Here is a 24813-nt window from a genome sequence, read left to right as displayed (position 1 = left end):
AAAATAGAATTAATCATCCAATAAATTACTTTTTTCTGTCATAATCCCAAAATATCCCTTCTGCTTTTGATTGATATCAGCTTAAGATTACCTATCTTATTCTTACTTTCTTCTCTTATTCCTTAGCGTCTTCGCGGTTCGTAAAAAAAAATATTCCGGTAATGAAAGAAGTAAATCTAAAATCTAAAATCTAAAATTGATTGATTGATAATGTCCAACAATAAATTATGGATTTCAGCACTGGGATTAGATATCGGCCTCAAACGAGTCGGCATCGCCGGGTGTGATGGCACGGGTTTAATAGCTACGGGCATTACAACACTGGTACGATCGTCCTTCGATCAAGACGTAGCTTATCTCCGAGAGCTGGTTCGAGAGCGGAGAGTGCAAATTTTGGTTGCAGGCTTGCCCTACTCCCTGAGCGGAGAATTGGGTGCTCAAGCCCGACAGGTGCAGAAATATGCGAATCGCATCGCCACAGCCCTAGAGCTCCCCCTAGAATACGTGGACGAGCGCCTGACTTCGGTTGAGGCTGAGGAATTGATGAAAACACAAGGGATTTCGGTGTCGCAAAATAAGGGTGCGATCGATCGCAAAGCAGCCGCCCTGATTTTGCAGCAGTGGCTAGACGAACGGAGGCAAAATATCTTAGCAATTCCTAATCCTTGATAGCTGGTAACACAGCCGTGATATCCTGGTTGTGCAAGTTTGCTACGCACACCTGTAACCCTTGACAAACTGGAGAAAATTCTGCTGTACCTCGGTACTGAAGAAGCACAAAATCGTGATTTGTCCTCAGTGTCGCTTGCTGACTCGACTGAGATTTAAACGCTGCACTCCTCGCCTGTGGAAAAGGCCGCGAGTCTCGCGGTTTAAGCTGGTGGACTGGCGATCGCCCACTTAGCCAGAATATCGCCACGAAAATTCCCAATTGTTAAGCAAACGTTACTGAATTATTGACGGAAAACTAAGATACACGCGATGTCCTCATCCCCATACCGCAAAAAAGAGAATGGCAATTCCAACGAAGAGTCCGTCACCTTGACGGATGAAGTTGGGCGATCGCTGACTTGCAACATAGAATATTCTATGAATCTAGAAGGTCAAGAATACGCTTTGCTGCTGCCGATTGACTCGCCCGTAGAAATTTTTACTTGGCAGGGAGACGATAACGACGAAGCAGCAATTCCTGTAGAAGACGAGACGGAAATTGACAAAATTTTTGATACAGCTAAAGTTGTGCTGCAAGAGCAGAACTTGACACTCCGACGCACGGCGGTGACGCTGACTGTCGTGGGCGAATTGCCGGAATTTCCCGAAGAGGATATGGCATCCGATGTCGATCCGGATGAGGAGTCGGAGTTTGAGGAACTGATGTGGCTGACCAGCTTCTATTACGAAGAACAGGAATATGCGATTTATACGCCTCTAGACCCGTTCTTTATCTTGGCTAGAATGGATGACGACGGCAAGCCAGAATTGCTTTCGGAAGAAGAGTTCCAAAGGCTGGAACCGATGTTACCTATGCTGGAAGACCAGTTCTTTGACGAGCTTGATTAGATATTAATTGCAGGCACAAGGCCTGATGGCAAAAAGCAGAATTTTTTACTTTTTTATAAAAAAGTAAACTGCTGGCCCGATCGAACTTTTTCTAGATGGCCGCTTCTGCCTTCGCGATCGGGCTTTTGAATTGGGCCGCGTGAATTGGGTCTTTTAAAGGGCTTGTATTCGTAACTTTTCGGTCATCAATCGCAGGTCATCAGTCATTAGTCGCTAGTTAACCGCCGCTTATCCAGGACAACGGACTATGAATAAAGAACAAATGACAAAAGGCAGCGCGCGCGAGGGCCGAAAAGGAACTCCGCAAGTCTCTAAATGGTTGTTTTATCTGGCGTTGCTACCGGCAATCTGGGGAGTTTGCGCTTGGCAGGGCTGGGCTTGGTGGAGCTGGGCTTCCGCCCCGCCTAAAATCACATCCTCATCGGGGAATCCGGCAGAGGATGCTGCTGTTTTGATCCAAATCCCGGAGGGTACTCCCAGTCAAAAAATCGGGCGGGATTTAGAGGCTGCGGGGTTGATTCGATCGAGCTCGGCATGGAATATGTGGGCCCGCTGGCTGACTCTGCAAAATCGCGAGGGAGGTTTTCAAGCAGGAACTTACCAACTGTCGCCGACTCAGCCTCTGAGTGCAGTTGCTGACAAAATTTGGAAGGGCGAAGTCGTACAGCAGAGTTTCACGATTCCAGAAGGGTGGTCGCTGCAACAAATGAGCGCTTATTTTGAAGCGCAAGGTTTTTTCCCGGCTAAGAAGTTTATGGCGGCCGCGAGTCAAATTCCCTACGCTCAATACCCTTGGCTGCCGAGTGGCCTGCCTCATTTGGAAGGGTTTTTGTACCCGGATACTTATCAGCTAGACGGCGATGCAGTTAGCCCGGAAGCTGTCATCAAGCAAATGCTCGGTCGTTTCGAGCAGTTGGCTTTGCCAATCTATCAAAAGAATCAGAAGAATACTAAGCTGGATTTGAAAGAGTGGGTGACGCTGGCGAGTATTGTGGAAAAAGAGGCTGTGGTGGCGGGCGAGCGCAATCGCATTTCTGGGGTATTCAACAACCGTCTGAAAAAGGGTATGCCCTTGGGTTCTGACCCGACAGTTGAATACGCCCTCGGCATTAGGCAAACTAAGGAAAAGCCTCTGACTTTTAAGCAAGTAGAAACGCCTTCTCCTTACAATACTTATATAAATCCCGGGCTGCCACCAACTCCGATCGCATCTCCGGGAATAGCAAGTCTGGAAGCGACTCTGACTCCGGAAAATACAGAATACCTGTATTTTATGGCTCGATACGACGGCACTCACATTTTTAGCCGCACGCAGGCGGAACACGATGCTGCTATTGCTAAAGTTGACCAGCAGTTGCGATCGAATCCATAGATTGGCAATGACTAATAAAAAAGTAAAAAGTCAAAAGTACCAAAGGAAAAGCAATAATTATTCACTTTTGATTTTTTACTTGTTTAATCTTTAACTTCCAATTTGTTATTTCTCAATCTAAAACCTAAAATCTAAAATCATTATGACTTGGGGTAAAATACTACAGCCTGACTTAGTTCTCGGCGATTCAGTCATGAAGTTAACGGCTGATATTCTTCATAAATATAATATTAAAGGATTAGTTTTGGATGTGGACGAAACTCTCGTTCCCATTACAGCAATGAATGCTTCTCCTGAACTCACCCTGTGGGTGGAAGAAATAAAACCCGTAGTATCGCTATGGTTGGCGAGCAATAATTTAAGTCAAACTCGGATCGGTCGGATTGCTGAGTCTTTGAATCTACCATACATCACGGGTGCGGCTAAGCCGTCGCGCCGCAAGTTGCGAACAGCAGTGACGGCGATGAATTTGCCGGTGGAACAGGTGGCGATGGTGGGCGATCGACTTTTTACTGATGTTTTGGCCGGCAATCGTTTGGGTATGTTTACTATTTTAGTGGAACCAATGGTTGATGCTGGGTATGCGCTTCGCAAGTATCCGGTGCGCTCTTTTGAAGTTTGGGTTTCTCAAGCTTTGGGAGCATCTCTAAAAATTAAAGATTAAAATTGGGCATCGGGAATTGGGCATGGGGCATGGGGCAGGGGCCAAACAGGGAATTTGGAATTGGTAATTAGGAATTGGGAATTGGTAACTAATGGCAACAGACAACAGTCAACAGTCAACAGTCAACAGACAACAGTCAACAGTCAACAGTCAACAGTCAACAGTCAACAAACAACCGACTAAAACTATTGTTGTTAAAATAGGAACTTCGACGCTGACTCGATCGACTACCGGAAACTTAGCTCTTTCAACTATTGCTGCATTGGTCGAAATTTTAGCTGATTTACGGCAGCAAGGCCATCGAGTAGTTTTGGTTTCTTCGGGTGCGGTTGGAGTTGGCTGCGCGCGCTTGGGTTTGACGGAACGCCCGCGAAACATTGCTCTGAAACAGGCTGTGGCGGCTGTGGGCCAAGGGCGGCTGATGCGTGTGTACGATGACTTGTTTACTACTCTACAACAGCCGATCGCTCAGGTATTGCTCACTAGGGGCGATTTAGTGCAGCGTAACGGTTATGTTAACGCTTACAATACTTTTCAGCAACTGCTCAGATTGGGCGTGATTCCGATCGTCAATGAAAACGATACAGTAGCCGTAGACGAGCTCAAATTTGGCGATAACGACACGCTTTCGGCGCTAGTAGCGAGTTTGGTAGAAGCAGATTGGTTGTTTGTCCTCACAGATGTCGATCGGCTGTATTCGGCAGATCCGCGCAGCAATCCCGACGCGCAGCCGATCGCCCTAGTCCAAAGTATGGCACAGCTCACAGAATTTCAGGTGCAAACAGGAGATTCCCGCAGTGGTTGGGGAACCGGCGGAATGGTGACAAAAATTGAAGCGGCGAGAATAGCAACTGCCTCGGGAGTGCGGACTGTCATCACTGACGGCTGCATTCCTGGTAATATCGAGAAAATACTTAACGGAGAGTCGATCGGCACTCAATTTGAGCCTCAACCGCGCCCTGTAAACGCTCGCAAACACTGGATAGCTAACGTGCTAATTCCGGCAGGAAAACTATATTTAGATGCGGGTGCTGTCAAGGCAATTTCCCACGGCGGAAAATCGCTTTTAGCGGCGGGTATTGCTCAAGTAGAAGGAGAATTTCAAGCTGATGATTCCGTGCAGTTGTGCGACGCAGACGGCAAGCAAATTGCTAGAGGGCTTGTGAATTATAGCAGTTTAGAATTGAGACAAATCCAGGGCTGCAAGTCAGATAAAATTGCTGAGATTTTAGGCTATGCAGGCGTAGAAACGGCGGTACACCGAGATAATTTAGTGATTGTTTAAACTACCCAATATCCAGACACTCGATCGGGCAATGAGCGAACGCAGAAATTGAGGATAGTTGCAGCACAGTATTACAAGAATTTGTTTGGGTGTGTCGGAACAGCTCGTTCATCGATTCTGTAAACAGTTGAAATACATTTTGTGCTAATTCTAAAGCTGCTTGGCGTTCCGCATCAGTAAGTTTTATCTCTGCTAAAACTTGTAACATCTCTGGCGTGTTTAAAAGGTGATAATTTTCTAAACCCACATAACCTCCTCCAAAATAAACATATTCTTTTTGGGTAATTTGCTGTAATTCCATTACCACTGCTAGCGCCGCCTCAAAAAAAACTGTAGCCGTTCCTTCGAGGACTTCCACTAACACCAGTTTCTGAATGGGAGAGGCTTTCCAAGCGTAGCGTTCGATTACTGAACAAAGCGATCGAGTTTTTTTAGTTTCTTCACCCCAAAGCAGTCTGAAATCGCCGTAACTCATTAATTGGTTTAAGCCCAGTTCCTCTAGGTATTCTAGATAGTCGTGCCAATAATAGTTTTTTTTATAAGTATATTTATTAATGAGTTCCTGAACTTTGTTATTACTCGAAGATTCTCGCAGTACATATTTATTTAAATCGCTCAATCCCACAGCCAAAGGAGCGAGTACAGGTGCAAAAATTAGTCGTTGATTCGCGTGAATCTTTTTATTGGGTAGAAAGTCAAACAAGGGCAACTTTGCAAACTCTTGATTTTTTTGTTCAATGAATGCTACAATGGCTTTCATACTTTTTTCGCCTAAATAGTTGCTGTCAAGATCATCTTCATACATCCGTTAATTATCTATATTTTCGAGCCTAAATAATTGTGTTTATTATCATACATATTTGTATTTGAGATCATAGGTAAGAGTGTTTGCAGTCACAGGAAAATGTGACCTGTATCATAGGGTGTCAGAAGTTCGAGCATCTTGTTCGCTAGAGATAAAAAGTTCTACATTTAAATTGCATATTTCGAGCGTTGCTCAAAGCCACCCCACAACAGTTTGATTATTTCTTAACCGATAATTTAAAAGCTGATTAACTTATATAGGCAAGTGAGCATTCTGCTCGCACTGCTAAAAAATGCTTTTTACAAAATCGCGGTGTTCCATGCAAATCAGCCCTAGAGACATAGGAGTCTCGGAACAAAATTTCTTGGCAGATTCATCGCTGCTCAACAAAAATTTTTATGATAAACCCGGTTTCTTTAACCCTTGGTTTTATTGCTTCTTCCCTCTTTCCTCTTCCCTCTTGTTATTCCTTCTTCCTTCTTCCTGCGGCCATAAGCCTCAAAATGACAATTTCTCATTCTCAGAATTGCCTTTAGGTGCGTTGTGAGTTACTCTATCTTTTGGATCAGTTAACACAATTATAGGAGTTAATCTTGGAACGGACTTTTTTAGCGATTAAGCCCGACGGCGTACAGCGCGGACTCGTCGGCGAAATTATCGGTCGTTTTGAAGCCAAGGGCTTTAAGCTAGTTGGTATGAAGCTAATGACGGCGAGTCGCGAACTTGCCGAACAACATTATGGCGTACACAAAGAAAGACCCTTTTTTGCGGGGCTGGTAGACTTCATCACTTCCGGGCCGATTGTGGCGATGGTGTGGGAAGGCGACGGCGTTGTGGCCTCGGCGAGGAAAATGATTGGCGCAACAAATCCTCTGAATTCAGAACCGGGGACAATTCGCGGCGATTTGGCTGTGAATGTCGGTCGCAATATTATTCATGGTTCTGATGCTGTGGAAACTGCCCAGCAGGAAATTAGTCTCTGGTTCAAGGAAGAAGAATTGAGTGCTTGGACACCTTCTTTAACTCCTTGGATTGTAGAGTAGTTTTGATATTCTCCCGATTGATTAATCGGGAGATATAGCTTTTCTCAAACAGATGAACTCTCCTATCGCGGACTTACTCATAACTGTAAAATATAGAAGAGTTTGACATTTTTACTCGTTACCAAGCTATTGCTAGTAACAAGAAGAAAAAACGTTAATCGGAACTTAAAAACTCCAAATAATTATTAGTCAATTCTTTGACTGCTAATTCGTAAAACTGCTGACCGTGTTCGGGGGTTGCTAAGCCCGGATTTGAACCCATTCTCCCGTCGGGAAATCGGCGGCGGAAGTCAGTAGCACCGAAAATTTTGTGCCCGGAAGCGACTTCTTCCGAAAGCGGAGCTTGCTTGATTGCTTCTGGATAAAGGTACTGGGTTAATGCGATTTCGCTGGGGGTGGCGTGGGAACCTTCTTGATTTCCGTACAATTCTTTTGCGAGTTTGTAGACTGAACCGCACATGAACCAGTTGCCGATTTGACACTGGATTCGATCGGCATTCGGTAAATTTAAGTCCGACAAATGTGCGTATGTCTCGGAAAATGCTGCTTTCATCGTGGCAATGTTGCCGCCGTGACCGTTGATGAAGAAATATTTCTCAAATCCCGCTTTTGCCAAAGATGTGATATAATCCCTGATTACGAGTATCAGCGTCTGCGGTCGGAAGCTGATTGTGCCGGGAAAGCTGGTGTGGTGCAAGGCCATCCCGACATTAATTGTCGGGCCGATTAAGGCATTGGCAGCTTCGCCGACACCGGAGGCGATCGCCTTGGCAGCAATGGCGTCAGTCCCGATCAAGCCGGTGGGCCCGTGCTGTTCGGTTGAGCCGATCGGGATAATTATGCCTCGGGAGCTTTCGAGATAAGCTTCTACCTCGGGCCAGGTACTCAAATGCAGCAACATGATAGGCAGTCTACAGAATTTTTACTTGCTATCGTCGATCGTAGCGGGCACGGGAAGAAAAAGGAATTTCGGCAAACTTATTATTGTATTCTTAAACAAAGCTCTACAGTGCGATCGCAACTTTACCGTTATATTACTTAACGTTAATAATTTAACCATTTGATGGCCAAAACTTTACCTTTTAATAACCTTTTAAGAGTAGTATAACAAGCATATCCCTCTAGATTGGGTGTTACTTGGTCAATTAACAGCGGGCAATGTTTTATGAAATTAACACCGACCCCGAAAAATGACCAGACTTCTGTGGCCTGGACGCAGGCAGACAGCGCGGTTCCGGCAACTGCTCTACGGCTGTATTCCTTACACGAGCAAGTAGCGAAGGTCGAGCGCGTGTCTGTGGGATGGACTGGCGAAAGATTCTAAGCCATCGAACTTTCTGGCGATCGTACAATCGATCGCAGCGCGAGAGTGCCTCAGCTACTGAAGAAGGCGCCTCACGCTAGCCACATACAAACATCACTCCCACTTATATTTATGTCTTCTGCTGAATTAAGCGAAAGTCCTTCAAGGTTGGCTGTTGGACAAGCCGGCCGCATCTTGTTATTGGAAGGTGAAGATCTGTTGCGGGAAATGCTAGCTTTAGCCCTTAAAGAACAGGGCTATGAGGTGGTGGTTACTAGCGACGGGCGCAACGCTCTGCCTTCTGTGCAGGCTTCTTCATACCAGAGTGAATTTGCCTTTAACCTGTTAATTATGGATTCAATCAACGGTTTGGATCTGTGTCGAATGTTACGGCATCAAGGAAATCCCGTACCTATTTTGATTATCGGTGCTAGAGGAAGTGCCAACAATTGCGCTTTTTACCTAGAAGCCGGATCGGATGATTATCTGACCAAGCCTTTTGGAATGCGGGAGTTTATCGCTCGCTGTCGGGCGCTGATGCGGCGCCAGCGCCTCGGTCAGTTGCCGCAATCGATGATGCTGCAATATAAGAGCATAACTCTGTATCCTGAAGAGTGCCGCGTGTTGGTTCGCGGTCTGGAAGTGAAATTTTCTCCTAAACAGTTTCGCTTACTAGAACTATTTATGAGTTCTCCCCGGCGAGTTTGGTCTCGCGATCAATTGCTGGAAAAAATTTGGGGTCAAGATTTTATCGGAGACAGCAAAACAGTTGATGTTCACATCCGCTGGCTGCGCGAAAAGTTGGAAATAGATCCGGGGCAACCGGAATATATCATTACGGTACGTGGGTTCGGCTATCGATTTGGTTAATGTTAAGTAAGTTCTAGCGTGGCAAGTTGCAATCAAATAAACGTAGGGACACAACATTGTTGTGTCCTTATTGGTCTATGCAGGGTTCGCAATGCAAGAGCTTGAAGGCTCAACCAGTAGACCTATTGTAGCGATCGTTGCTGTTATCTTTTACCATTGGCGATCGGTATAACTCAAAACTCTTCTGTCCACTGCCAACAATGAAGTTTCGAGCAATCTCCTGCAACCGCAACAGCCGCCACCATATCTGAACTCGGAATTAATTCCATTAAAGACCATCTAGATGCTTCTTCGGGGTTGTCTTCAACATTTAACAGCGCTGCTGGTTCTCCTGGGGCGAGGGTGACATCAAACTGATTCAGGGGAATTGAAAGTCCTTTGCCGACTGCCTTGATATAGGCTTCTTTGCGAGTCCAGCAGGTAAAAAAAGCGCGGGGTTGGAGATGTTTGGGGAGCGAAAGCAATACAGAATTTTCTAAGGGGGAAAAAAACTTTTCAGCAATTTCCAGGCAAGAAAAGTTGGGATTGATACCTTCAATATCGACACCAATATCTCGATTTTTGGTAATAGCAATTAGAGCCAGGTTCCCTGAGTGAGACACATTGAAACGCAGGGTATTTCCACCTTGGGCGGCGATGAGGGAGGGTTTGCCGTAGGGATTGTAGTCAAAGCGCAAAATGTGAGAATTTATGTTAAGATAGCGACTGAGAATTGCTCTCAGCGCGCCACGACTCACAATAAATTGCGATCGATCTTTTGGAAAGCGAAAACGATCAGCTTTTGTCCGCTCGTCGGTAGAGAGAGTCTCTTGTAAACTCTGCAAGCAAGATTCTGTTTGAGCCAGAGACACGCGCCAAACATCAATTTCGCCCAGATTCAATGTCAAGTCTAGCGGTGGAGAATTCCACGAATCAAAAGCAGCAATCATGTATTTATCTTGTCTTATGAGTCACCTCATGCAGCAGTCCCAGAAACAGGCAAGATGCCTGTTCTACTTTTAGAAACAGGCATCTTGCCTGTTCTACAACACATGAATTTCAATCCCAAGGGTCAATTAATCCAGGTTTGTACAACTTTTCCTGCTAATTGCTGTCCCAACCAAGGCGTATTTGCCGATCGCGACTTCAGACTTTGCCCGTCAACAGTCCAACTCATTTCCGGGTCGAACAAAATCAGCTCAGCAGAGACTCCAGTCGCAACCGTGGCGGGGGCTTGTCCCAGACAAACGGCAGGGCCTGTGCTCAAAACTCGCCACAGTTCTAAAGCCGAAAATTCGCCGGTTTCTACCAGTCCGTGCCACAGTAAAGGCAAAGCTAATTCCAAGCCGATCGCCCCGGGCGGACTATCAGCAAAAGCCACAGTTTTCTCCTCATAAGTATGGGCGTTGTGATCGATCGCGATCGCATCAATTACCCCATCTTTTACAGCTTGAATCAGCGCTAATTGGTCGTTGAGATTGCCCAACGGCGGTTCTAGGTGTAAATTCGGATCGTAGGGCAACGAAGCAGTCAGAGCATTTTTCCCGCCGGCATCTTTAGAGTTTCCTGAAATTGCCCCGACATTCAACAGCAAGTGCATCCAAGTCACACTCGCAGTCACCGGCAAACCCCGCGCCTTCGCATCTCGAATCAATTCCACACTGCGCGCCGTAGAAACGCGCATAATGTGCACCGGAGTTCCCGCAGATGCCACCAACTCCAGAATTGCCGCCAAAGCCGAAGTTTCCGCACTCGCCGGAATTCCCGGTAAACCCAACCGCACCGACATCGCACCCTCCCTCACCGCACCATTTCCTGCCAAAGTTCGATCGCACGGCCACAAAGCCACCGACTTGCCCAAAGGCTTGATATACTCCAGCAAACGCCTCACCAGAGCCGGATTAGACAGCGGCCAACCGTCCGCAAAACCCACCACTGGACAGGAGGCCAGCTCGCCCAACTCTGCCATCTGCTGCCCTTTAACGCCCGCTGTCAGCGCTCCCCAAAAATACAAGCGGGGGAGTCCGGGCGACAAATTGCGGATATGTTGTTGCAACAAAGCTAAACCCGCCAAATTGTCAACAGGTGGCGAGGTATCCGGCAAAATCGCCACTCGCGTAAAACCCCCAGCCGCCGCAGCCTGCATCAGAGATTCCAGCGTTTCCCGATCCTCAAAACCCGGTTCTCCGCTGTGGCTGTAGATATCGGTTAACCCCGGCCCCAAAATTAGTCCCTGGCAATCCCGCACTTGCGTGTCAGCGGGAAACTCGGTAATTTTTTGGTCAACGGCTTCGATCTTACCTTCAGCAATCAGAATATCAGCGATGCGATCGCTCCCTGAAACTGGATCTAGCACTCGTACATTTTGTAGCAGTTCGCGGCTCATATAGCAGAAGGAAGAAGGAAGTTCGGCAACGGATTATGTAACGGATGTAACGGATGTAACGGATGTCAGGAAGAAGGAAGAAGCAATCCACCGCATTAGTTTCAGGAATTAAGAACTTCCTAAACGTCGGGCGCGGTTGTTATCAAAATTCAAACATTTTTCAGGCGCGAACCCGTAGCGGTGGGTGTTCCTTCCGCTACGGGTTCGCACCCAGGACTTTACTAATTACAGTGCTCCGGCTGCTGTTTGGTCAAAAACGCCGCCGCTCAAATGAGTTGTGACATTCATCGCCTGCAATACCGGCAAACCATCGGGGCCGTGGGGATAATCAATCACGCTAACGGCTCCGTTTCCTTGTTTGAACTTCCAGAAATGTTCTGGTTCCAAACCGAATAGGTGGCAGAGAATTGCTTTGTTAATGGCATCGTGAGCAACCACAATCCCAGTACCAGAAACTGATTGTACGATTTCTCGCCAAGCTGCGATCGCCCGAACCCAAACTTGCTGCAAATTCTCTCCTTCGGGCATTTGCACTGTTTCTGGAGATGTTTTCCATTCCTGTAGCAAACCCGGATAGGATTGTTCGATTTCTGATTCAAACTTTCCTTCCCAAAGTCCGTGGCTGATTTCTCTCAACTCATCGCGGAGTTCCAGTTGCAAACCGCCGTGATATTGGAGAATAATTTCCGCAGTTTCTTTCGGGCGCAGCATGGAACTGCTGATCGCAAAATCTAATTTTACATCCTTGAGAAATTCTGCTGCTCGCCTGGATTGCTCGCGGCCGTTATCGTTGAGAGGTACGTCTATTTGCCCTTGAAATTTACCGGCTTTATTCCAGTCGGTTTCGCCGTGACGCACCAGCAACAATCGCGGGCCTTGGTGTCCGTCCCTCGGTTTGGGAAAAATTTCCCCGGTATGGGAAGTTAAATTCACCGATTCTAATTGAACTGCAACTTTCTTTTTTGGCTCTCCGGGTTTGTAGTTGGTAACAGGGGAAGTTCCAAAATTAATGACGCTAATTCCGCAATTTGACTGTTGAATTGATTGATAGTAATCCGGGGTAATTTCCGAGGCGGTGGCGATGAGAGCGCGGTTGATTCCGTTGTGACCTATTACTAGAATTGTGCCGTCTTGGTGGCGCGATAAAAGTTCTTGCCAAAAGTGTCGGGCGTTAGCAAAAATTGCTAATACTGGGAAGTGTTCGATTTCTCCGTCAGCAGATGGCAGTTTCATGGAAAATTTGTCTGGCTGTTTTTGCCACTGCTGATATGCTTCGGGGAATTTGTCGATCGCATCTTGGCGCAACATTCCTTCCCACAGAGGTAAATCGATTTCCATCAAATTATCAGTTGGCTGGAGTTGTGGGGGATTTGTCAAGCGCGACAGGATGATTTCCGCTGTTTCTTTGGCTCGTTGTAGGGGGCTGGTATAAGCGGCATCAAAGGCGATACTGCTGAGTGTGTCGCCTACTTGCTGGGCGGCGCTGCGGCCTGCTTCTGTCAAAATTGATTTATCGAGGCGGCCTTGGATGCGGCGTTCTTGATTGTAGGTGCTTTTGCCGTGACGGACTAAGATAATGCGAGTCATTCGATTTTAGATTTTAGATTTTAGATTTTAGATTTAGCCTGCTACCCCGCTGCGGGTGTGCAGTACGCACCTTATCCCTACATGGCGGGTCAAGGATTTGTGGCGTAAGTCTTGTTGAGGCGAGTCAAAAAGATTAGCCAGTGAAATTTTACCAGTTGTCGGGATACTCTCGTCTGCAACGACCTATGATTAAAGACGGAAAAGATTTAGCCACGGATTCGCGCGGGACGGAAAAGCAGGAATGACACTGAAGCGGGTTATTTTAGGTATTTTAACGGCGATCGCGATCGCCCTGGTCGGTTTATCTTTACTTGCTAGTTGGAATCAGCCGCAAATTCAAAGCCGGCTGGAACTCTACCAGACAAATTTGCTGCTTCACGCCTCTGAGTGGCAAGGAGAAAATAATCAGAGTGTTAATTTAAGTTCGGCGCGCAACAATATTGTCGGTACAGATCCTTTAAATACGGCTTTGACGCAATATCAAGAAGCGCGAGACTCGACTCGCAAAACTCTCGAAACAACTCAATCACAATTTAAAGGAATTCAGTCTGCCATCGCCTCCAAGTCTGCTGATAATACTCTGAACTTGGCTCAAAACAAGGCTTTGTCAGAGTCTATCGATCAACAGTCAGTGCTGCTAAACGAACTTGACTTACGCTTGGGAATTTTGCAGGGAAGCAGCGACAAAACTGAGGCGGCGATCCAAACTTGGAACAATTTAGTTGAGCGCTACAAAACTCAAATAGATTACGACTCTTCGGTGGTAACTGCTAAAGTTTTAACTGGAATTTGGAGCAATCCGGCTCAACTGCTGCCGGATGCCGAGCAGAACATTAAAAAGTCTTTGGACGGCTGGTTTCGCTATCGCGCTCTCGCTCAACTTTACAAGCTCCAAGAACGTTCTAAAGAGCTGGCGGCGCTGCAAGTAGCAGAGCAAGCAACGGCTGAGCAGGCTGTTGAAAAGTTGGCAATTGTCGTTGGCGTTCCGGCGATCGCACTTTGTATTGGCACGGTTTTGCTGGTTGGTTTGACCGTGCAGTGGCTGTTGCAGCGGAAGCAGTTAGAGAAAGCAGATTCGGGGCCGCTGTTGGCGCGAAATGCGAGCTTGCCTTGGGATGTGCCTTGGGATGGTGAGATTGTTTGGCAGGTGCTGGTGGTCGGCTTTTTCTTTGTCGGGCAAATCTTGATTCCCTATTTGTTGCTGCCTGTTTCTCTGGCTGTTTTAAAACTCAACCCAGCTACTTTTGACCCGCGCGACAAGGCTTTTTATATCTTTGCTACTTATTTGTTGCTGTCGGCTGGGGGGCTTTCGGTACTGTATTTTTCGGTCAAGTCTTTTTTGCCTTTGCCTGAAGGTTGGTTTCGGATTAATTGGCGGGGAAGTTGGTTTTTGTGGGGTTTTGGCGGCTATTTTGTTGCTTTGCCTTTGGTAGTTTTGGTGTCGCTGATTAATCAGCAATTTTGGCAGGGACAAGGTGGCAGTAATCCGATCTTGCCGATCGTTCTCGAAGGTAGGGACAACGTGGCTTTGGCGGTGTTTTTCGGCACTGCTGCGATCGCCGCTCCGGTTTTTGAGGAAATTGTGTTTCGGGGCTTTCTACTGCCTTCTCTGACTCGCTATGTGCCTGTTTCGGGGGCGATCGCAGCTTCTGCTTTCTTGTTTGCGGTGGCTCACTTGAGTGTCTCGGAGATTCTGCCTTTGGCGACTTTGGGTGCGGTTTTGGGGTTTGTGTACACGCGATCGCGCAATCTACTTGCTCCTATGCTTCTCCACAGTCTTTGGAACAGCGGTACTCTCTTGAGTCTGTTTCTTTTGGGCGGCGGCGCGAGTTAATTCGGGGGGTTGTTAATAATTGTGAATTAATCGGTTTTTTTTGACAGCGATCGTCAGAGCGATCGACTCTTGCCAAAAACAGCAGTAGGTTCTTCGGTGCGCCCCTGATATCTAGTCCAGTAAAATAACCGGAATTTCAATAGGGGCGGGTTCACCCTAATCTGTAATATCAGCCACAGATCCAGATCGACCCGCCCCGGTTCCTTACTTTAGCGGAAAAACAGGGTTTAACATGGAAGTAATATCTTGTCGGCTGATGATTGAGAGACTCACCCGGGCGATCGCACCCAACGGAAGTTGACAATCCGGCTAATTTATAGCTAAATTTTAAATTAGGATGAGGCTTAAACCAATGAGCAATTTGAACAGCCGCAAGTTAGAGGGAACGCCGAGTTGGATGCGTTTCGCACCCTACGCAGCCTTGGGCCTTTTAATATTTTCTCTCAATTCAGGCAGCGAACTCAATTATTTCTTGAGAGGCTACTTGGTGATTCTACAAGCTCAAGTCGGTATAGTTCTGCTGTATTTTGCGATGTCTAAGTTTCGCAAAAACCCAAATAAATGAGTAAAAATTAGTAAGATTACTTAGGTTGATAGTTCCAGCTCCCGCCTTCAAATTTGCTCGCGGAAGTTAAAAGAAAAAAACTGGGGAAAGTAAAAATGGTAAAAGATAAAACCGTAGCAGTTGTGTTAGCTTTCTTTGTAGGAGGTTTCGGAGTTCACAAATTTTATTTGGGCAATAACTTAGCAGGGGTATTATACTTGCTATTTTCTTGGACATTAATTCCGTCACTGATCGCATTTTTCGATTTTATCGGCCTGCTGCTGATGTCGGAACAAGCTTTTCAGGTTCAGTACAATGGCGGTACGTTGCCGTCGGGGTATGCCCTCAGAGCGGCAAAAGATGTAACCGGGGCGATCGGCGAATTGAAAAAACTTTACGATATGGGCGCAATTACGGCCGAAGAATATGAAGAAAAACGCCAAAAACTGCTGCGAGAACTGTAATTAAGAAGGAAGAAGGAAGAAGGAAGAAGGAAGAAGGAAGAAGGAAGAAGGAAGAAGGAAGAAGGAAGCCCACTGTTAAAAAAGTGGGATTGAAATAAGTGTGAGATCACAGCTATTTAATTAAGGATAAAATTAAAGTGTCTCAAGATTTATACTGGCTGCGTCAAACTCCAAACTGGGTGTGGTATTCTTTTATTCCCTACTTCGGCGGATTGGCGATCGCCTATGCAGGCCAAAAGTCAAATATTCGCAGTTGGATGGGATGGGGTGTTGCCATTACTTTAGCAGCCCTAGCGGTATCTTCTTCAACTAATTTGGGTACGATCGTGTGGATTGCTCAAATTGTTACTGCTTTTAGTTTGAAAAAGCGCTATCTCATCAAAACCGCACCCAGAGGTATACTGGTCCCGGCAAGTGCAACGAATGCCGAAGAACTGGCAAACGTGCGCGGCAAAATAGATATTAATGAGTGTACCAAAGACGATATGGTCAGAATCTTAGGTTTGCCGATCGTCTACGCCAACGATATTGAATCTTTGCAAAACGAAGGATACATTTTTACCCACGCCGAAGAGTTATCAGAAATAGCCGGAGTTCCCGAAAGTCACGTCAGACGCATTGCCCCGATGATTTGCTTCAGCTACAATTATCAAAAAGAATTGCAGTTTACTTGGAAACGGTTAAATATTCTTTCGCCGGAAGAGTTGATCGCCAGCGGTTTAGATCGGGCTGTTGCGGAAAAAATAGTTAGAGAAAGGCAGAGAAAAGGCGCTTACAAATCAGTTGTCGAAGTCAAGCGGCGCACGGGACTGCCTTTTGATTCCTATCGCCATATTTGTTAATTTGCCGTTGTTAGCACAAACAACTTATGACAACACAATTAGAATTTGAACGACAAAAATTGTATGATACAGATTACCTGAGATGGATTGAAACCACTGTGGAAAAGTTGCAGGTTCGCGACTATTCAAACATCGACTGGGAAAATCTAATTGCAGAAATAGAAGACATGGGGCGAAGTGAACGCCGGAGTTTAGAAAGTAATCTTGTGGTAATTCTCCTTCACTTGCTCAAGTGGCAATTTCAACCGGCTCAAAGAAGCGGTAGTTGGAAAGGCAGCATTGTCGAACATCGCAGACGCATTCGCAAAGCTCTGAAAGATTCCCCCAGTCTCAAACCCTATCTTGAAGAGGTGTTAGTTGAATGTTATGCGGATGCAGCAGAACAAGCAAGTGCTGAAACTGGATTGTCTGTTGAAACGTTTCCGCAATTATGTATGTACACTTCTGTCGATGTTCTAGATTCTGACTTTCTGCCAGATTGTCTGCCAGATGAGATGATTCAAGGGTAGTATGGCAAAAAACTCGATCGCCTCCTGGTAATTGATATTAAATGCACCTGCTGGCAAAAATCTCCCCCAGAAGGCGGACTCAGCGAAATTATAAAAAAAAGTATTTATCCTCTTGACATTTACAAAAAATAATGATATCTCAATATATTGTGAAACTCGTACTTTTCCCTAGCATCAACTCCAAACCCGGGTAAGTTTTCAAGAATCTGCCTTAAATATCAGTGGTAAGCTATCTGAATTATTATTGAAATGCAAAACGACACAATAGTAGCAGTACCGCTAACATCAAATTATGTCTGACTCTCCTCAATCCCAAATCTCCCCAGAAGCTGCACCGGAAAGTGCTGCTACCGACAACCGCAGTGCCAAAACGAGGCAACTGTTGGGAATGAAAGGGGCCGCTAGCGGGGAAACTTCCATCTGGAAGATTCGCTTGCAATTGATGAAACCGATTACCTGGATTCCCCTAATTTGGGGCGTGGTGTGCGGGGCGGCGTCTTCTGGAAACTATGTTTGGAACCTAGAGAATTTCTTGATCGCAGCAGCTTGTATGTTGATGTCAGGGCCGTTGCTGGCAGGGTACACTCAAACTTTGAACGATTTTTACGATCGCGACATCGACGCCATTAACGAGCCCTACCGTCCGATTCCCTCCGGTATCATCTCGATTCCCCAAGTAGTAACGCAAATATTGGTATTATTAGCCGCGGGCATTGGGGTGGCTTATGCTCTAGACTTGTGGGCGGGTCATGAATTCCCGATAATGACTGTTTTGACTCTCGGCGGCGCGTTTTTAGCTTACATCTACTCTGCGCCTCCGCTGAAACTCAAGCAGAATGGTTGGTTGGGAAATTATGCCCTGGGTGCTAGCTACATTGCCCTGCCTTGGTGGGCGGGTCAAGCTTTGTTTGGTACACTAGATCCCACCATTATGCTCTTGACCCTGTTTTACAGTTTGGCTGGGCTGGGGATTGCGATCGTCAACGATTTCAAAAGTGTTGAAGGCGATCGACAATTAGGGTTAAAATCTTTGCCAGTGATGTTTGGCATCAGCACCGCAGCTTGGATTTGCGTGTTGATGATCGACATCTTTCAAGCTGGGATTGCAGGCTACCTGATCAGCATCCACCAAAACCTTTACGCTGTCATTCTGCTGCTGCTGATAATTCCCCAAATTACTTTTCAGGATATGTACTTTTTGCGTAATCCTCTTGAAAATGATGTTAAATATCAGGCAAGTGCTCAGCCTTTCCTGGTTTTGGGTATGCTGGTAGCAGCCTTGGCACTGGGTCATGCGAGTTAAGCAGAGTTTTGAGGTTTGAGTTAAAAAATTTTGAATTCAAAAAACCTAATTCACGTCTCAAAAAAATACCAAGCTCTGCAGCGTTAAGAAAAGTTTTGAATTTTGAGTTATGAATTAAAAAGTTTTTAATTCAAAAAACCTAATTCAAGGCAGCGGGTTATTCAAAAAAAAATGTCGAATTAAAAATTAAGAATTTAAGAAAGCTAGCTTTTTTAATTTTTAATTTTTAATCGGACTTGATGAGGTTTGAAGGTCAGAACGTGGCAGAATTTTTCTCAAATATCAAAGATACATTGAGCAAAGTCACTAACGCAATAAGCGGTAATTCCGATCGAGAACCGCCGAAGGCTGCGAAGGGTAATAAGCTCAACTCGCCGGAATCCGAGGCGGAATTTTATACAGGGACAAGGGATGAGCGAGGAGAGTATGTGGTATCAGAAGATGCTGCGCCTCTAGAAGACTCAGAATATTTAGACTCAGAATATTTAGAGCCAGAATACGCTCGATATCCAATAGTCAAGCGCGATTGGGAAGGGTTGAAGCGCTTAATTGCTTGGTTGGAAATTGAACCTCAAGTTACTAGCTTGCAAACCCAGGGAAAAAAATTGTTGCGACCGGGATTAAGTTTGCTGGGAACTCAATCACCCCAAAAATCAGAGAGTAGCAAATTTCCGGAAAATAGCCAATTGCAGGACACCCAACTGCCGATAAATACGCCACTACAGGAAAATAGCGCACCGCAGGAAAATACTAAAAAACGTATCCCCCGCCGTCCTAGATTTTGGATAAGTTTAGGTGTGGTCAGTATAGGAGGGGGCGCTTTAATCTACGGTTTATGGATTTTGTACACCTTAGACAAAGGTTTGCCCGATGTTAACGATTTGTCTGCCTTTAACCGCGACGGAACGCTGACAATTAAGGCAGCAGATAATACGATTTTGTTGCAGTCGGGGCCTGCAACTAGAGATAAACTGAAACTTAAAGAAATTCCTGAACAGTTGGTTAAAGCTTTTATTGCCATAGAAGACCGCCGTTTTTACAAACATCGCGGGGTGGATTATCAAGGTATTGTGCGCTCCATTGTTTCTAATTTGATAGAAAGAGATTTAGTGCAGGGTGGCAGTACAATTACGCAGCAATTGGCTCGTGTTGTTTTTCTCAATCAGGAAAGAAGTATTAGGCGGAAAGTCCGGGAAGCTCTTTTAGCTCAGAAAATAGAGCGAGAGTTGAGTAAAGACCAAGTTTTAGAACGATATTTAAATCTAGTTTATTTGGGTTCGGATGCTTACGGTGTGGCAGATGCGGCGTGGGTTTTCTTTAGCAAAACAGTCGATAAATTAACTTTGGCAGAAATGGCAACTTTGGCGGGTTTGCCGCCGGCACCGAGCGAATATTCGCCTTTGGTTAATCCGGATATGGCTAAGAAACGCCGCAATCTTGTGCTGCAACAAATGCAGGAAGCGAAGGTAATTACAGAGGGTGAGGCGAAGGAGGCGATGGCGGAACCTATGGTGGTTAAACCAAGTCCGCCGAAGCGATTTAAAGTAGTCGCCCCTTATTTTGCTAGTTACATTCGGAAGGAATTGCCGCGCTATGTTTCTAAGGATGCTTTGGAAGCTGGCGGTTTGACTGTCGAGACGACGGTGGATTTGAAGTGGCAGAAAATAGCGGAAAAAGTGGTTAAAAATGCGATCGAAGTTGATGGCCGCAGTCAGGGTTTTGAACAGGCGGCTTTAGTTTCTATGGACACTAAAACTGGGGAAGTTAAGGCGCTGGTAGGAGGTGGAAATTTTAAGGAAAGTCAATTTAATCGTGCTACGCAGGCTTTGCGGTCGCCCGGATCGACGTTTAAAGGGTTGGTTTATGCAGCAGCGATGGCGGCTGGTTTTTCTCCTTATGACAGTTACGAAGACGAACCAATTATTATCGACGGCTATCAACCGAATAATTATGGCAAAAAATTTAGCGGTTGGCGATCGATCTCGGATGCTTTGACGCGTTCGGTGAATGTCGTAGCTGTGAAGGTGTTGATGGATGTGGGTTTTGAACCGGCGATAAAAGTAGCCCACGATATGGGAATTAAGTCTAAATTGAGTCCGATTTATTCCCTGGCTTTGGGTTCTTCAGAGGTTAATTTGCTGGAGTTAACCAATGCTTACGGTACTTTAGCATCGCAAGGGAATTTTATTGAAGCCCACGGAATTACTCGGGTAATTAATCAGCGGGGAGATGTGATTTATCAGGCTGATTTTAAACCGAAGCGGGTTTTGGATAAGGATAGTGCTGCGATTACTACTTGGATGTTGGAGGGTGTGGTGCAAGACGGTACGGGGGGGCCTGCTGCTTTGGCAGATCGCGCTGTAGCAGGCAAAACTGGTACTTCGGAAAACGTGCGGGATTTGTGGTTTATTGGTTACATTCCACAGGTGGTGACTGGCATTTGGCTGGGGAATGATGATAATTATCCGACTTGGGGAACTAGCGGTACGGCGGCGTATAATTGGCGGGATTTTATGAGTCAAGCTGTTAAGGGAATGCCGGTTGAGAAGTTTCCGAAGTTGCCTAAGTTGGAGGGCCGCAAAGGCAGTATTAAGGCGAAACCGGTGGAGCCTAAGAGGATTATTCGGGGGATGATTGTGAATGAGGATGGGGCGATCGTGCCTTATAATCCTAATCCTGAACCGAAGTATTACCCACCGCAAGAGCCAGCTTATCAAGAACCTGCTTATCAAGAGCCGGCTTATCAAGAGCCGGCTTATCAAGAGCCTGCTTCTCAAGAACCGAGATATTAAACTACCGGTTTTTAGTAAGGACTTTACTCCTTTTTCAATTGCTTTAGCCGCACCATAAAAAAGCCGTCCATGTGATGTCTGTGCGGCCACACTTTCACCCATCCTTCGGGTGAGGGCTGTACGGGTAAATCAATTGTTGGCGCTTCGATTTGCCAGTGAGGATTGCTGTCTAAGAACGATCGAATAACTGTTTCATTTTCCAAGGGATGAATTGTGCAAGTTGCATAAACTAATACGCCGCCGGGCTTGACAAATGTCGCTGCATTTGCCAGTAATTCCGATTGCAGTTGAGATTGTTGTTGAATGTTTTCCGGCGTGTGATGCCAGCGGGCGTCGGCGCGACGGTGGAGGGTTCCGAGGCCGGAACAAGGTGCGTCTAGTAAAACTCTGTCTGCGAGGTTAACAAACTCTGGGAAATGGCGGCTGTCTCCGGTATTAATTTTAATGGATTTCATCTGGAGTCTGTCTGCATTTTCTTTAAGTTTTTTGAGTCTGCTGGCGGTTTTGTCGCAGGCATAAATTGTGCCTTCATCCTGCATTAATTCGGCGCTGTGGGTGGTTTTTCCCCCCGGCGCGGCGCAGGCGTCGATGATGGTTTCCCCTGGCTGGGGCGCTAGTAAATGGGTAACTAATTGAGCGCTGCTGTCTTGGATTGTCCACCAACCTTCGCTGTATCCGGGGAGGTTTTGAATTGCGCCGATGCTGCCATTTAGTCTTAATGCTTGTGGCAAGTTGGGGATTCTGTTAGTTGAGATGTTTTGGGATTTGAAGGCAGCTTCAATTTCGGCGATCGAGCTTTTTAGAGGATTGATTCTCAGGTCAATCGTGGGGGATTGGTTGAACCATTCACAGAGTTGTTCGGTTTCGGTTTCGCCTATTTGTTCGATCCACAATTTTACCAGCCATTCGGGGAAGCTGTGGAGAATTCCTAGGCGTTCGACGGTTGATTTATAATTAGTAACTGTTAATGGGTTTAAGTCGTTATCGGTTAAACGGATGTATTGGCGCAACAAACCGTTGACAAAACTACTGAGTCCTGAAAATCCGTTTTCTTTTGCTAGTTGAACGGTGGTGTTGACGGCGGCGGAGGGGGGAATCTGGTTGAGATATTCGAGTTGATATAAGCCTAAATGTAGGATGGTGCGGAGTTCTGGCGGTTGTTGGGAGGATTTCTTTGTTGCTAGTTTGTCGATGATGAAGTCGATCGATCGCATTCTCCTGACGCTACCGTAAACTAATTCTGTCACTAAACGCCGATCGAGGTCGTTGAGTTGAGAATTGCCGAAAGCGCGATCGAGTGCGGCATCTGCGAATGCACCGCGGCGGTGGACTTCGCGGAGTGCGAGAAAGGCTATTTGGCGGGGATTTTGCATGGGGAATTGTTGATATGTCAAGTTATTATAAGTGATTCAAATACCCGACGGTTGAAACCGCGTCTACACAGACAAAACTCGCCTTCGCTAGTTGAAGAAACCTAACGGTTTAAACCGCCGGTGGTCTCTAAAAGTTTCAAATTTCCTCTGGATTGATGCCCATTTCTCGCAATTTCTCGGATAGGCGATCGGCTTTTTGCTGTGCTAACTCTTTATCTTGCCGTTCTTGTTCCATTTGTTGCTGTGTTAGTTCCATTTGTCGCTGTGCTGATTCTTGTTGTCTTGACAACTCCACATAAGACAAAAACTTCTGTCCATCAGGCCGATAAATTTCCAAGTCTCCCGATTCAGTTTGAAAACGGATCTGCAAACGAGGACTCACCAAACCATCCATTAATTCAATATAGTTGAGTTTTCCATCAGAACGCAGCCAACCAATTAATTCATTATCCTCTGGACTGTAGACATAATATTCTTCGACTCCATAATCCTGGTAGAAATTAAACAGCTTAAACAGTGCTCCGATTCGATTTCCAGGCGAGAGGATTTCAAAGACAACTTGCGGGGCGATATTATCTTCAAGCCACTGTTGGTAGGAACCTCTGTAACCTTTGGGTCTGCCAAAGACTACCATAGTATCAGGTGCTTGGCGAGTTTTGTTATCTCCTTCGACGGGATACCACAGCAAATCACCGGCTACAAAGACATTTTCGTTGTCTTTGTATAAGGCATCTATTCCGCCTTGAATGGTGACAATTAGTTCAAACTGTTTGGTATTGTCTGACATGGGTTTGCCGTCGCTGTCTGGGTAGATGATTTCTGCTGAGGTTTTAGTTGGAATTGTTGCGGTCATGGGGATGAGTCCTTTGCTAGTATCATCAATTTCTATTTTATATCTATTTTATAGGACTTACGCATGGGGCCCAAAAACCGGGTTTGTTTACGAAAATACTTCGTTCGTACTCGAAGATTAGGTAAAAAACTTGGTTTCTTTGTGGGATTGCGTAAGTCCTGTTTTACTTATTCTGTTTTGGTTGACACTAATGGTTCTAATAAATTGCGTTCTTCGATCGCAAGTTCTAGCAAAACTCGTCTGTCGCCCTTGGTTTCCTTATAGCGGACTGCCGCATTCAGTAGGCGGATGGGAATTTGGAATTCTTCGTATTTGCTGGTTAGTTCTTGCCACAGTTCTAACCAAGTGCGTGCGGCTTTGTCGCTTACCATTTCTGACATTAGCGCGGGGATGTTTCGCACAATTCCCTGTCCTAATATTGAGATGACATCGTGCTTGTTGTAAAGTTCGATTAGCGTTTTAATTCGGGTTTTGTATATTGCGATATCGCTGGTATTGTTGAATAAATTGCGGACGATCGCTTCTGTGTTGTCGATTTCTGTCATGTCCTCTTGAGTAAAGCGATCGATCGCATCGTCTAAGGCTGTAATACCTTCATCCCATTGATTCAGCGCTAGTAAAGACTCAGCGCGGTTGAAAAAAGCGTACCATTTTGGAAAACCAAGCTCGATCGCCTTTTCGAGGGATATTAGTGCTTGGTCGTATTGCCCAAGTCTGCACAGTACCCAGCCTCGATTATTCCAAGCAGTGTTATTTTGCTCATCAAGTTCAATCATCTTGTTGAAGGAAAGTAGCGCTTCTTCGTAATATTCTGGTTTTCCTAGAAAGTAGCCTTGTTTTCCCCTAATGTAACCTCGATTAGACCAAGCCCACAAATCATTGGCATCAATTTCGATCGCCCGATCGTAAGCTTCTAAAGCTTTATCATAGCGTTTGAGGTTGTTGAGTACATCGCTTCGCTTAATCCAAGCCCACTGATAATTGGGGTCAAGTTCGATCGCCCTATCAAAGGATTCTAAAGCTTCTTCATAGCGTTTGAGGTTGTCGAGTACATCGCCTCGCTTAGCCCAAGCCCACTTATAATTGGCATCAAGTTCGATCGCCCTATCTAAGGATTCTAAGGCTTGTTCATAACGCTTGAGGTTGTTGAGTACATTGCCTCGATGAGCCCAAGCCCACTGATCATTGGCATCTAGTTCGATCGCCCTATCAAAGGATTCTAAGGCTTCCTCATAGCGTTTGAGGTTGTCGAGTACATCGCCTCGCTTAGCCCAAGCCGACTGATAATTGGCATCAAGTTCGATCGCCCTATCTAAGGATTCTAAGGCTTCTTCATAGCGTTTGAGTTTATTGAGTACATTACCTCTGTTAGCCCAAGCCGACTGATAATTGGCATCAAGTTCGATCGCCCTATCTAAGGATTCTAAGGCTTCTTCATAGCGTTT

24 protein-coding genes are annotated in these 24813 nt (G+C 45.9%); 16 read left to right on the top strand and 8 right to left on the bottom strand.

Annotated features, from left to right (window positions below; all coding sequences use genetic code 11):
* The first annotated feature begins 210 nt into the window (after positions 1-210).
* The 5 genes from ruvX (at position 211) to proB (ending at position 4881) form a co-directional block, all read left to right on the top strand.
* Positions 211-669 carry a Holliday junction resolvase RuvX gene (gene ruvX / locus QT994_RS06690; RefSeq protein ID WP_333172753.1) on the top strand — a complete coding sequence of 153 codons (459 nt, stop codon included), beginning with the start codon at positions 211-213 and terminating at the stop codon, positions 667-669.
* 312 nt (positions 670-981) lie between these two features.
* Positions 982-1560 carry a DUF3727 domain-containing protein gene (locus QT994_RS06685; RefSeq protein ID WP_333045288.1) on the top strand — a complete coding sequence of 193 codons (579 nt, stop codon included), beginning with the start codon at positions 982-984 and terminating at the stop codon, positions 1558-1560.
* A gap of 247 nt (positions 1561-1807) precedes the next feature.
* A complete protein-coding gene (mltG, locus tag QT994_RS06680) occupies positions 1808-2932 on the top strand; it encodes an endolytic transglycosylase MltG (protein ID WP_333045287.1) in 1125 nt (374 codons plus the stop codon).
* Positions 2933-3074: 142 nt separating this feature from the next.
* Positions 3075-3596, top strand: a complete 522-nt coding sequence (locus QT994_RS06675; RefSeq protein ID WP_333045285.1) for a YqeG family HAD IIIA-type phosphatase — start codon at positions 3075-3077, stop codon at positions 3594-3596.
* 91 nt (positions 3597-3687) lie between these two features.
* A complete protein-coding gene (proB, locus tag QT994_RS06670; protein WP_333172751.1) occupies positions 3688-4881 on the top strand; it encodes a glutamate 5-kinase in 1194 nt (397 codons plus the stop codon).
* Position 4882: 1 nt separating this feature from the next.
* On the opposite strand, the gene QT994_RS06665 is transcribed toward proB, so the two are convergent.
* Complete coding sequence (locus QT994_RS06665; protein WP_333045283.1) at positions 4883-5686, bottom strand: hypothetical protein; 804 nt, start codon at positions 5684-5686, stop codon at positions 4883-4885.
* 593 nt (positions 5687-6279) lie between these two features.
* Between QT994_RS06665 and ndk the strand changes: the two genes are divergently transcribed.
* Entirely contained in the window at positions 6280-6729 is a 450-nt protein-coding gene (gene ndk / locus QT994_RS06660; RefSeq protein ID WP_190658714.1) for a nucleoside-diphosphate kinase, read from the top strand.
* A 154-nt stretch (positions 6730-6883) separates the two neighbouring features.
* Here ndk and QT994_RS06655 read toward each other — a convergent pair whose 3' ends face one another.
* On the bottom strand, positions 6884-7630 hold the full coding sequence (locus QT994_RS06655; protein WP_333172749.1) for a creatininase family protein: 747 nt from the start codon (positions 7628-7630) through the stop codon (positions 6884-6886).
* On the opposite strand from QT994_RS06655, the gene QT994_RS06650 reads away from it, so the two are divergent.
* The 3 genes from QT994_RS06650 (at position 7619) to QT994_RS06640 (ending at position 8902) form a co-directional block, all read left to right on the top strand.
* Positions 7619-7771: a hypothetical protein gene (locus tag QT994_RS06650; RefSeq protein ID WP_333045280.1), complete on the top strand. Its 153-nt coding sequence runs from the start codon at positions 7619-7621 to the stop codon at positions 7769-7771. The genes QT994_RS06655 and QT994_RS06650 overlap by 12 nt on opposite strands.
* A gap of 123 nt (positions 7772-7894) precedes the next feature.
* On the top strand, positions 7895-8053 hold the full coding sequence (locus tag QT994_RS06645) for a hypothetical protein (protein WP_015174720.1): 159 nt from the start codon (positions 7895-7897) through the stop codon (positions 8051-8053).
* Between the two features lie 111 nt (positions 8054-8164).
* A complete protein-coding gene (locus QT994_RS06640) occupies positions 8165-8902 on the top strand; it encodes a response regulator transcription factor (RefSeq protein ID WP_333045279.1) in 738 nt (245 codons plus the stop codon).
* Positions 8903-9075: 173 nt separating this feature from the next.
* Here QT994_RS06640 and QT994_RS06635 read toward each other — a convergent pair whose 3' ends face one another.
* From QT994_RS06635 to QT994_RS06625, 3 genes are all read right to left on the bottom strand, one after another.
* Positions 9076-9831, bottom strand: coding sequence for a 4'-phosphopantetheinyl transferase superfamily protein (locus QT994_RS06635; protein ID WP_333172746.1), 756 nt, complete (start codon positions 9829-9831; stop codon positions 9076-9078).
* 122 nt (positions 9832-9953) lie between these two features.
* Entirely contained in the window at positions 9954-11267 is a 1314-nt protein-coding gene (locus tag QT994_RS06630; protein ID WP_333172744.1) for a dihydroorotase, read from the bottom strand.
* 225 nt (positions 11268-11492) lie between these two features.
* Positions 11493-12854 (bottom strand): histidine phosphatase family protein, encoded by a 1362-nt coding sequence (locus QT994_RS06625; protein WP_333172741.1) that lies wholly within the window; start codon positions 12852-12854, stop codon positions 11493-11495.
* 241 nt (positions 12855-13095) lie between these two features.
* Between QT994_RS06625 and QT994_RS06620 the strand changes: the two genes are divergently transcribed.
* From QT994_RS06620 to QT994_RS06590, 7 genes are all read left to right on the top strand, one after another.
* Entirely contained in the window at positions 13096-14688 is a 1593-nt protein-coding gene (locus QT994_RS06620) for a type II CAAX endopeptidase family protein (protein ID WP_333172738.1), read from the top strand.
* A 352-nt stretch (positions 14689-15040) separates the two neighbouring features.
* On the top strand, positions 15041-15253 hold the full coding sequence (locus QT994_RS06615) for a hypothetical protein (protein ID WP_333045273.1): 213 nt from the start codon (positions 15041-15043) through the stop codon (positions 15251-15253).
* A gap of 95 nt (positions 15254-15348) precedes the next feature.
* A complete protein-coding gene (locus tag QT994_RS06610) occupies positions 15349-15696 on the top strand; it encodes an NINE protein (RefSeq protein WP_333045272.1) in 348 nt (115 codons plus the stop codon).
* 137 nt (positions 15697-15833) lie between these two features.
* On the top strand, positions 15834-16538 hold the full coding sequence (locus tag QT994_RS06605; RefSeq protein ID WP_333172736.1) for a helix-hairpin-helix domain-containing protein: 705 nt from the start codon (positions 15834-15836) through the stop codon (positions 16536-16538).
* Between the two features lie 26 nt (positions 16539-16564).
* Positions 16565-17047 carry a DUF29 domain-containing protein gene (locus QT994_RS06600; RefSeq protein ID WP_333172734.1) on the top strand — a complete coding sequence of 161 codons (483 nt, stop codon included), beginning with the start codon at positions 16565-16567 and terminating at the stop codon, positions 17045-17047.
* A gap of 292 nt (positions 17048-17339) precedes the next feature.
* Positions 17340-18350 (top strand): chlorophyll synthase ChlG, encoded by a 1011-nt coding sequence (gene chlG, locus QT994_RS06595; RefSeq protein ID WP_333047258.1) that lies wholly within the window; start codon positions 17340-17342, stop codon positions 18348-18350.
* A gap of 239 nt (positions 18351-18589) precedes the next feature.
* The gene (locus tag QT994_RS06590) at positions 18590-21142 is read left to right on the top strand and encodes a penicillin-binding protein 1A (RefSeq protein WP_333172731.1); all 2553 of its coding nucleotides are present in this window, start codon (positions 18590-18592) and stop codon (positions 21140-21142) included.
* A gap of 23 nt (positions 21143-21165) precedes the next feature.
* On the opposite strand, the gene QT994_RS06585 is transcribed toward QT994_RS06590, so the two are convergent.
* From QT994_RS06585 to QT994_RS06575, 3 genes are all read right to left on the bottom strand, one after another.
* Complete coding sequence (locus tag QT994_RS06585; protein WP_333172728.1) at positions 21166-22515, bottom strand: 16S rRNA (cytosine(967)-C(5))-methyltransferase; 1350 nt, start codon at positions 22513-22515, stop codon at positions 21166-21168.
* Positions 22516-22651: 136 nt separating this feature from the next.
* Positions 22652-23368 carry a Uma2 family endonuclease gene (locus QT994_RS06580; RefSeq protein ID WP_333172726.1) on the bottom strand — a complete coding sequence of 239 codons (717 nt, stop codon included), beginning with the start codon at positions 23366-23368 and terminating at the stop codon, positions 22652-22654.
* A 167-nt stretch (positions 23369-23535) separates the two neighbouring features.
* On the bottom strand, positions 23536-24813 hold a 1278-nt coding region (locus QT994_RS06575; protein WP_333172724.1), incomplete at its 5' end, for a tetratricopeptide repeat protein.

The organism is Microcoleus sp. S13_B4 (genome assembly GCF_036700885.1).
In the GTDB taxonomy this organism is placed as follows: Bacteria; Cyanobacteriota; Cyanobacteriia; order Cyanobacteriales; family Microcoleaceae; genus Microcoleus.
The sequence above is the reverse complement of the archived record's forward strand: the minus strand, read 5'-3'. Positions and strand labels throughout refer to the sequence as shown.

Excerpts from the sequence above, each read along its gene's own strand:
- QT994_RS06635 (WP_333172746.1), bottom strand. The coding sequence starts at position 9,831 with ATGATTGCTGCTTTTGATTCGTGGAATTCTCCACCGCTAGACTTGACA.
- QT994_RS06615 (WP_333045273.1), top strand. The coding sequence starts at position 15,041 with ATGAGCAATTTGAACAGCCGCAAGTTAGAGGGAACGCCGAGTTGGATG.
- QT994_RS06665 (WP_333045283.1), bottom strand. The coding sequence starts at position 5,686 with ATGTATGAAGATGATCTTGACAGCAACTATTTAGGCGAAAAAAGTATG.
- QT994_RS06620 (WP_333172738.1), top strand. The coding sequence starts at position 13,096 with ATGACACTGAAGCGGGTTATTTTAGGTATTTTAACGGCGATCGCGATC.
- mltG (WP_333045287.1), top strand. The coding sequence starts at position 1,808 with ATGAATAAAGAACAAATGACAAAAGGCAGCGCGCGCGAGGGCCGAAAA.
- QT994_RS06585 (WP_333172728.1), bottom strand. The coding sequence starts at position 22,515 with ATGCAAAATCCCCGCCAAATAGCCTTTCTCGCACTCCGCGAAGTCCAC.
- QT994_RS06645 (WP_015174720.1), top strand. The coding sequence starts at position 7,895 with ATGAAATTAACACCGACCCCGAAAAATGACCAGACTTCTGTGGCCTGG.
- QT994_RS06650 (WP_333045280.1), top strand. The coding sequence starts at position 7,619 with ATGCAGCAACATGATAGGCAGTCTACAGAATTTTTACTTGCTATCGTC.
- QT994_RS06675 (WP_333045285.1), top strand. The coding sequence starts at position 3,075 with ATGACTTGGGGTAAAATACTACAGCCTGACTTAGTTCTCGGCGATTCA.
- QT994_RS06580 (WP_333172726.1), bottom strand. The coding sequence starts at position 23,368 with ATGACCGCAACAATTCCAACTAAAACCTCAGCAGAAATCATCTACCCA.
- proB (WP_333172751.1), top strand. The coding sequence starts at position 3,688 with ATGGCAACAGACAACAGTCAACAGTCAACAGTCAACAGACAACAGTCA.
- QT994_RS06685 (WP_333045288.1), top strand. The coding sequence starts at position 982 with ATGTCCTCATCCCCATACCGCAAAAAAGAGAATGGCAATTCCAACGAA.
- QT994_RS06600 (WP_333172734.1), top strand. The coding sequence starts at position 16,565 with ATGACAACACAATTAGAATTTGAACGACAAAAATTGTATGATACAGAT.
- QT994_RS06610 (WP_333045272.1), top strand. The coding sequence starts at position 15,349 with ATGGTAAAAGATAAAACCGTAGCAGTTGTGTTAGCTTTCTTTGTAGGA.
- QT994_RS06590 (WP_333172731.1), top strand. The coding sequence starts at position 18,590 with ATGAGGTTTGAAGGTCAGAACGTGGCAGAATTTTTCTCAAATATCAAA.
- chlG (WP_333047258.1), top strand. The coding sequence starts at position 17,340 with ATGTCTGACTCTCCTCAATCCCAAATCTCCCCAGAAGCTGCACCGGAA.
- QT994_RS06630 (WP_333172744.1), bottom strand. The coding sequence starts at position 11,267 with ATGAGCCGCGAACTGCTACAAAATGTACGAGTGCTAGATCCAGTTTCA.
- QT994_RS06655 (WP_333172749.1), bottom strand. The coding sequence starts at position 7,630 with ATGTTGCTGCATTTGAGTACCTGGCCCGAGGTAGAAGCTTATCTCGAA.
- ruvX (WP_333172753.1), top strand. The coding sequence starts at position 211 with ATGTCCAACAATAAATTATGGATTTCAGCACTGGGATTAGATATCGGC.
- QT994_RS06640 (WP_333045279.1), top strand. The coding sequence starts at position 8,165 with ATGTCTTCTGCTGAATTAAGCGAAAGTCCTTCAAGGTTGGCTGTTGGA.
- QT994_RS06625 (WP_333172741.1), bottom strand. The coding sequence starts at position 12,854 with ATGACTCGCATTATCTTAGTCCGTCACGGCAAAAGCACCTACAATCAA.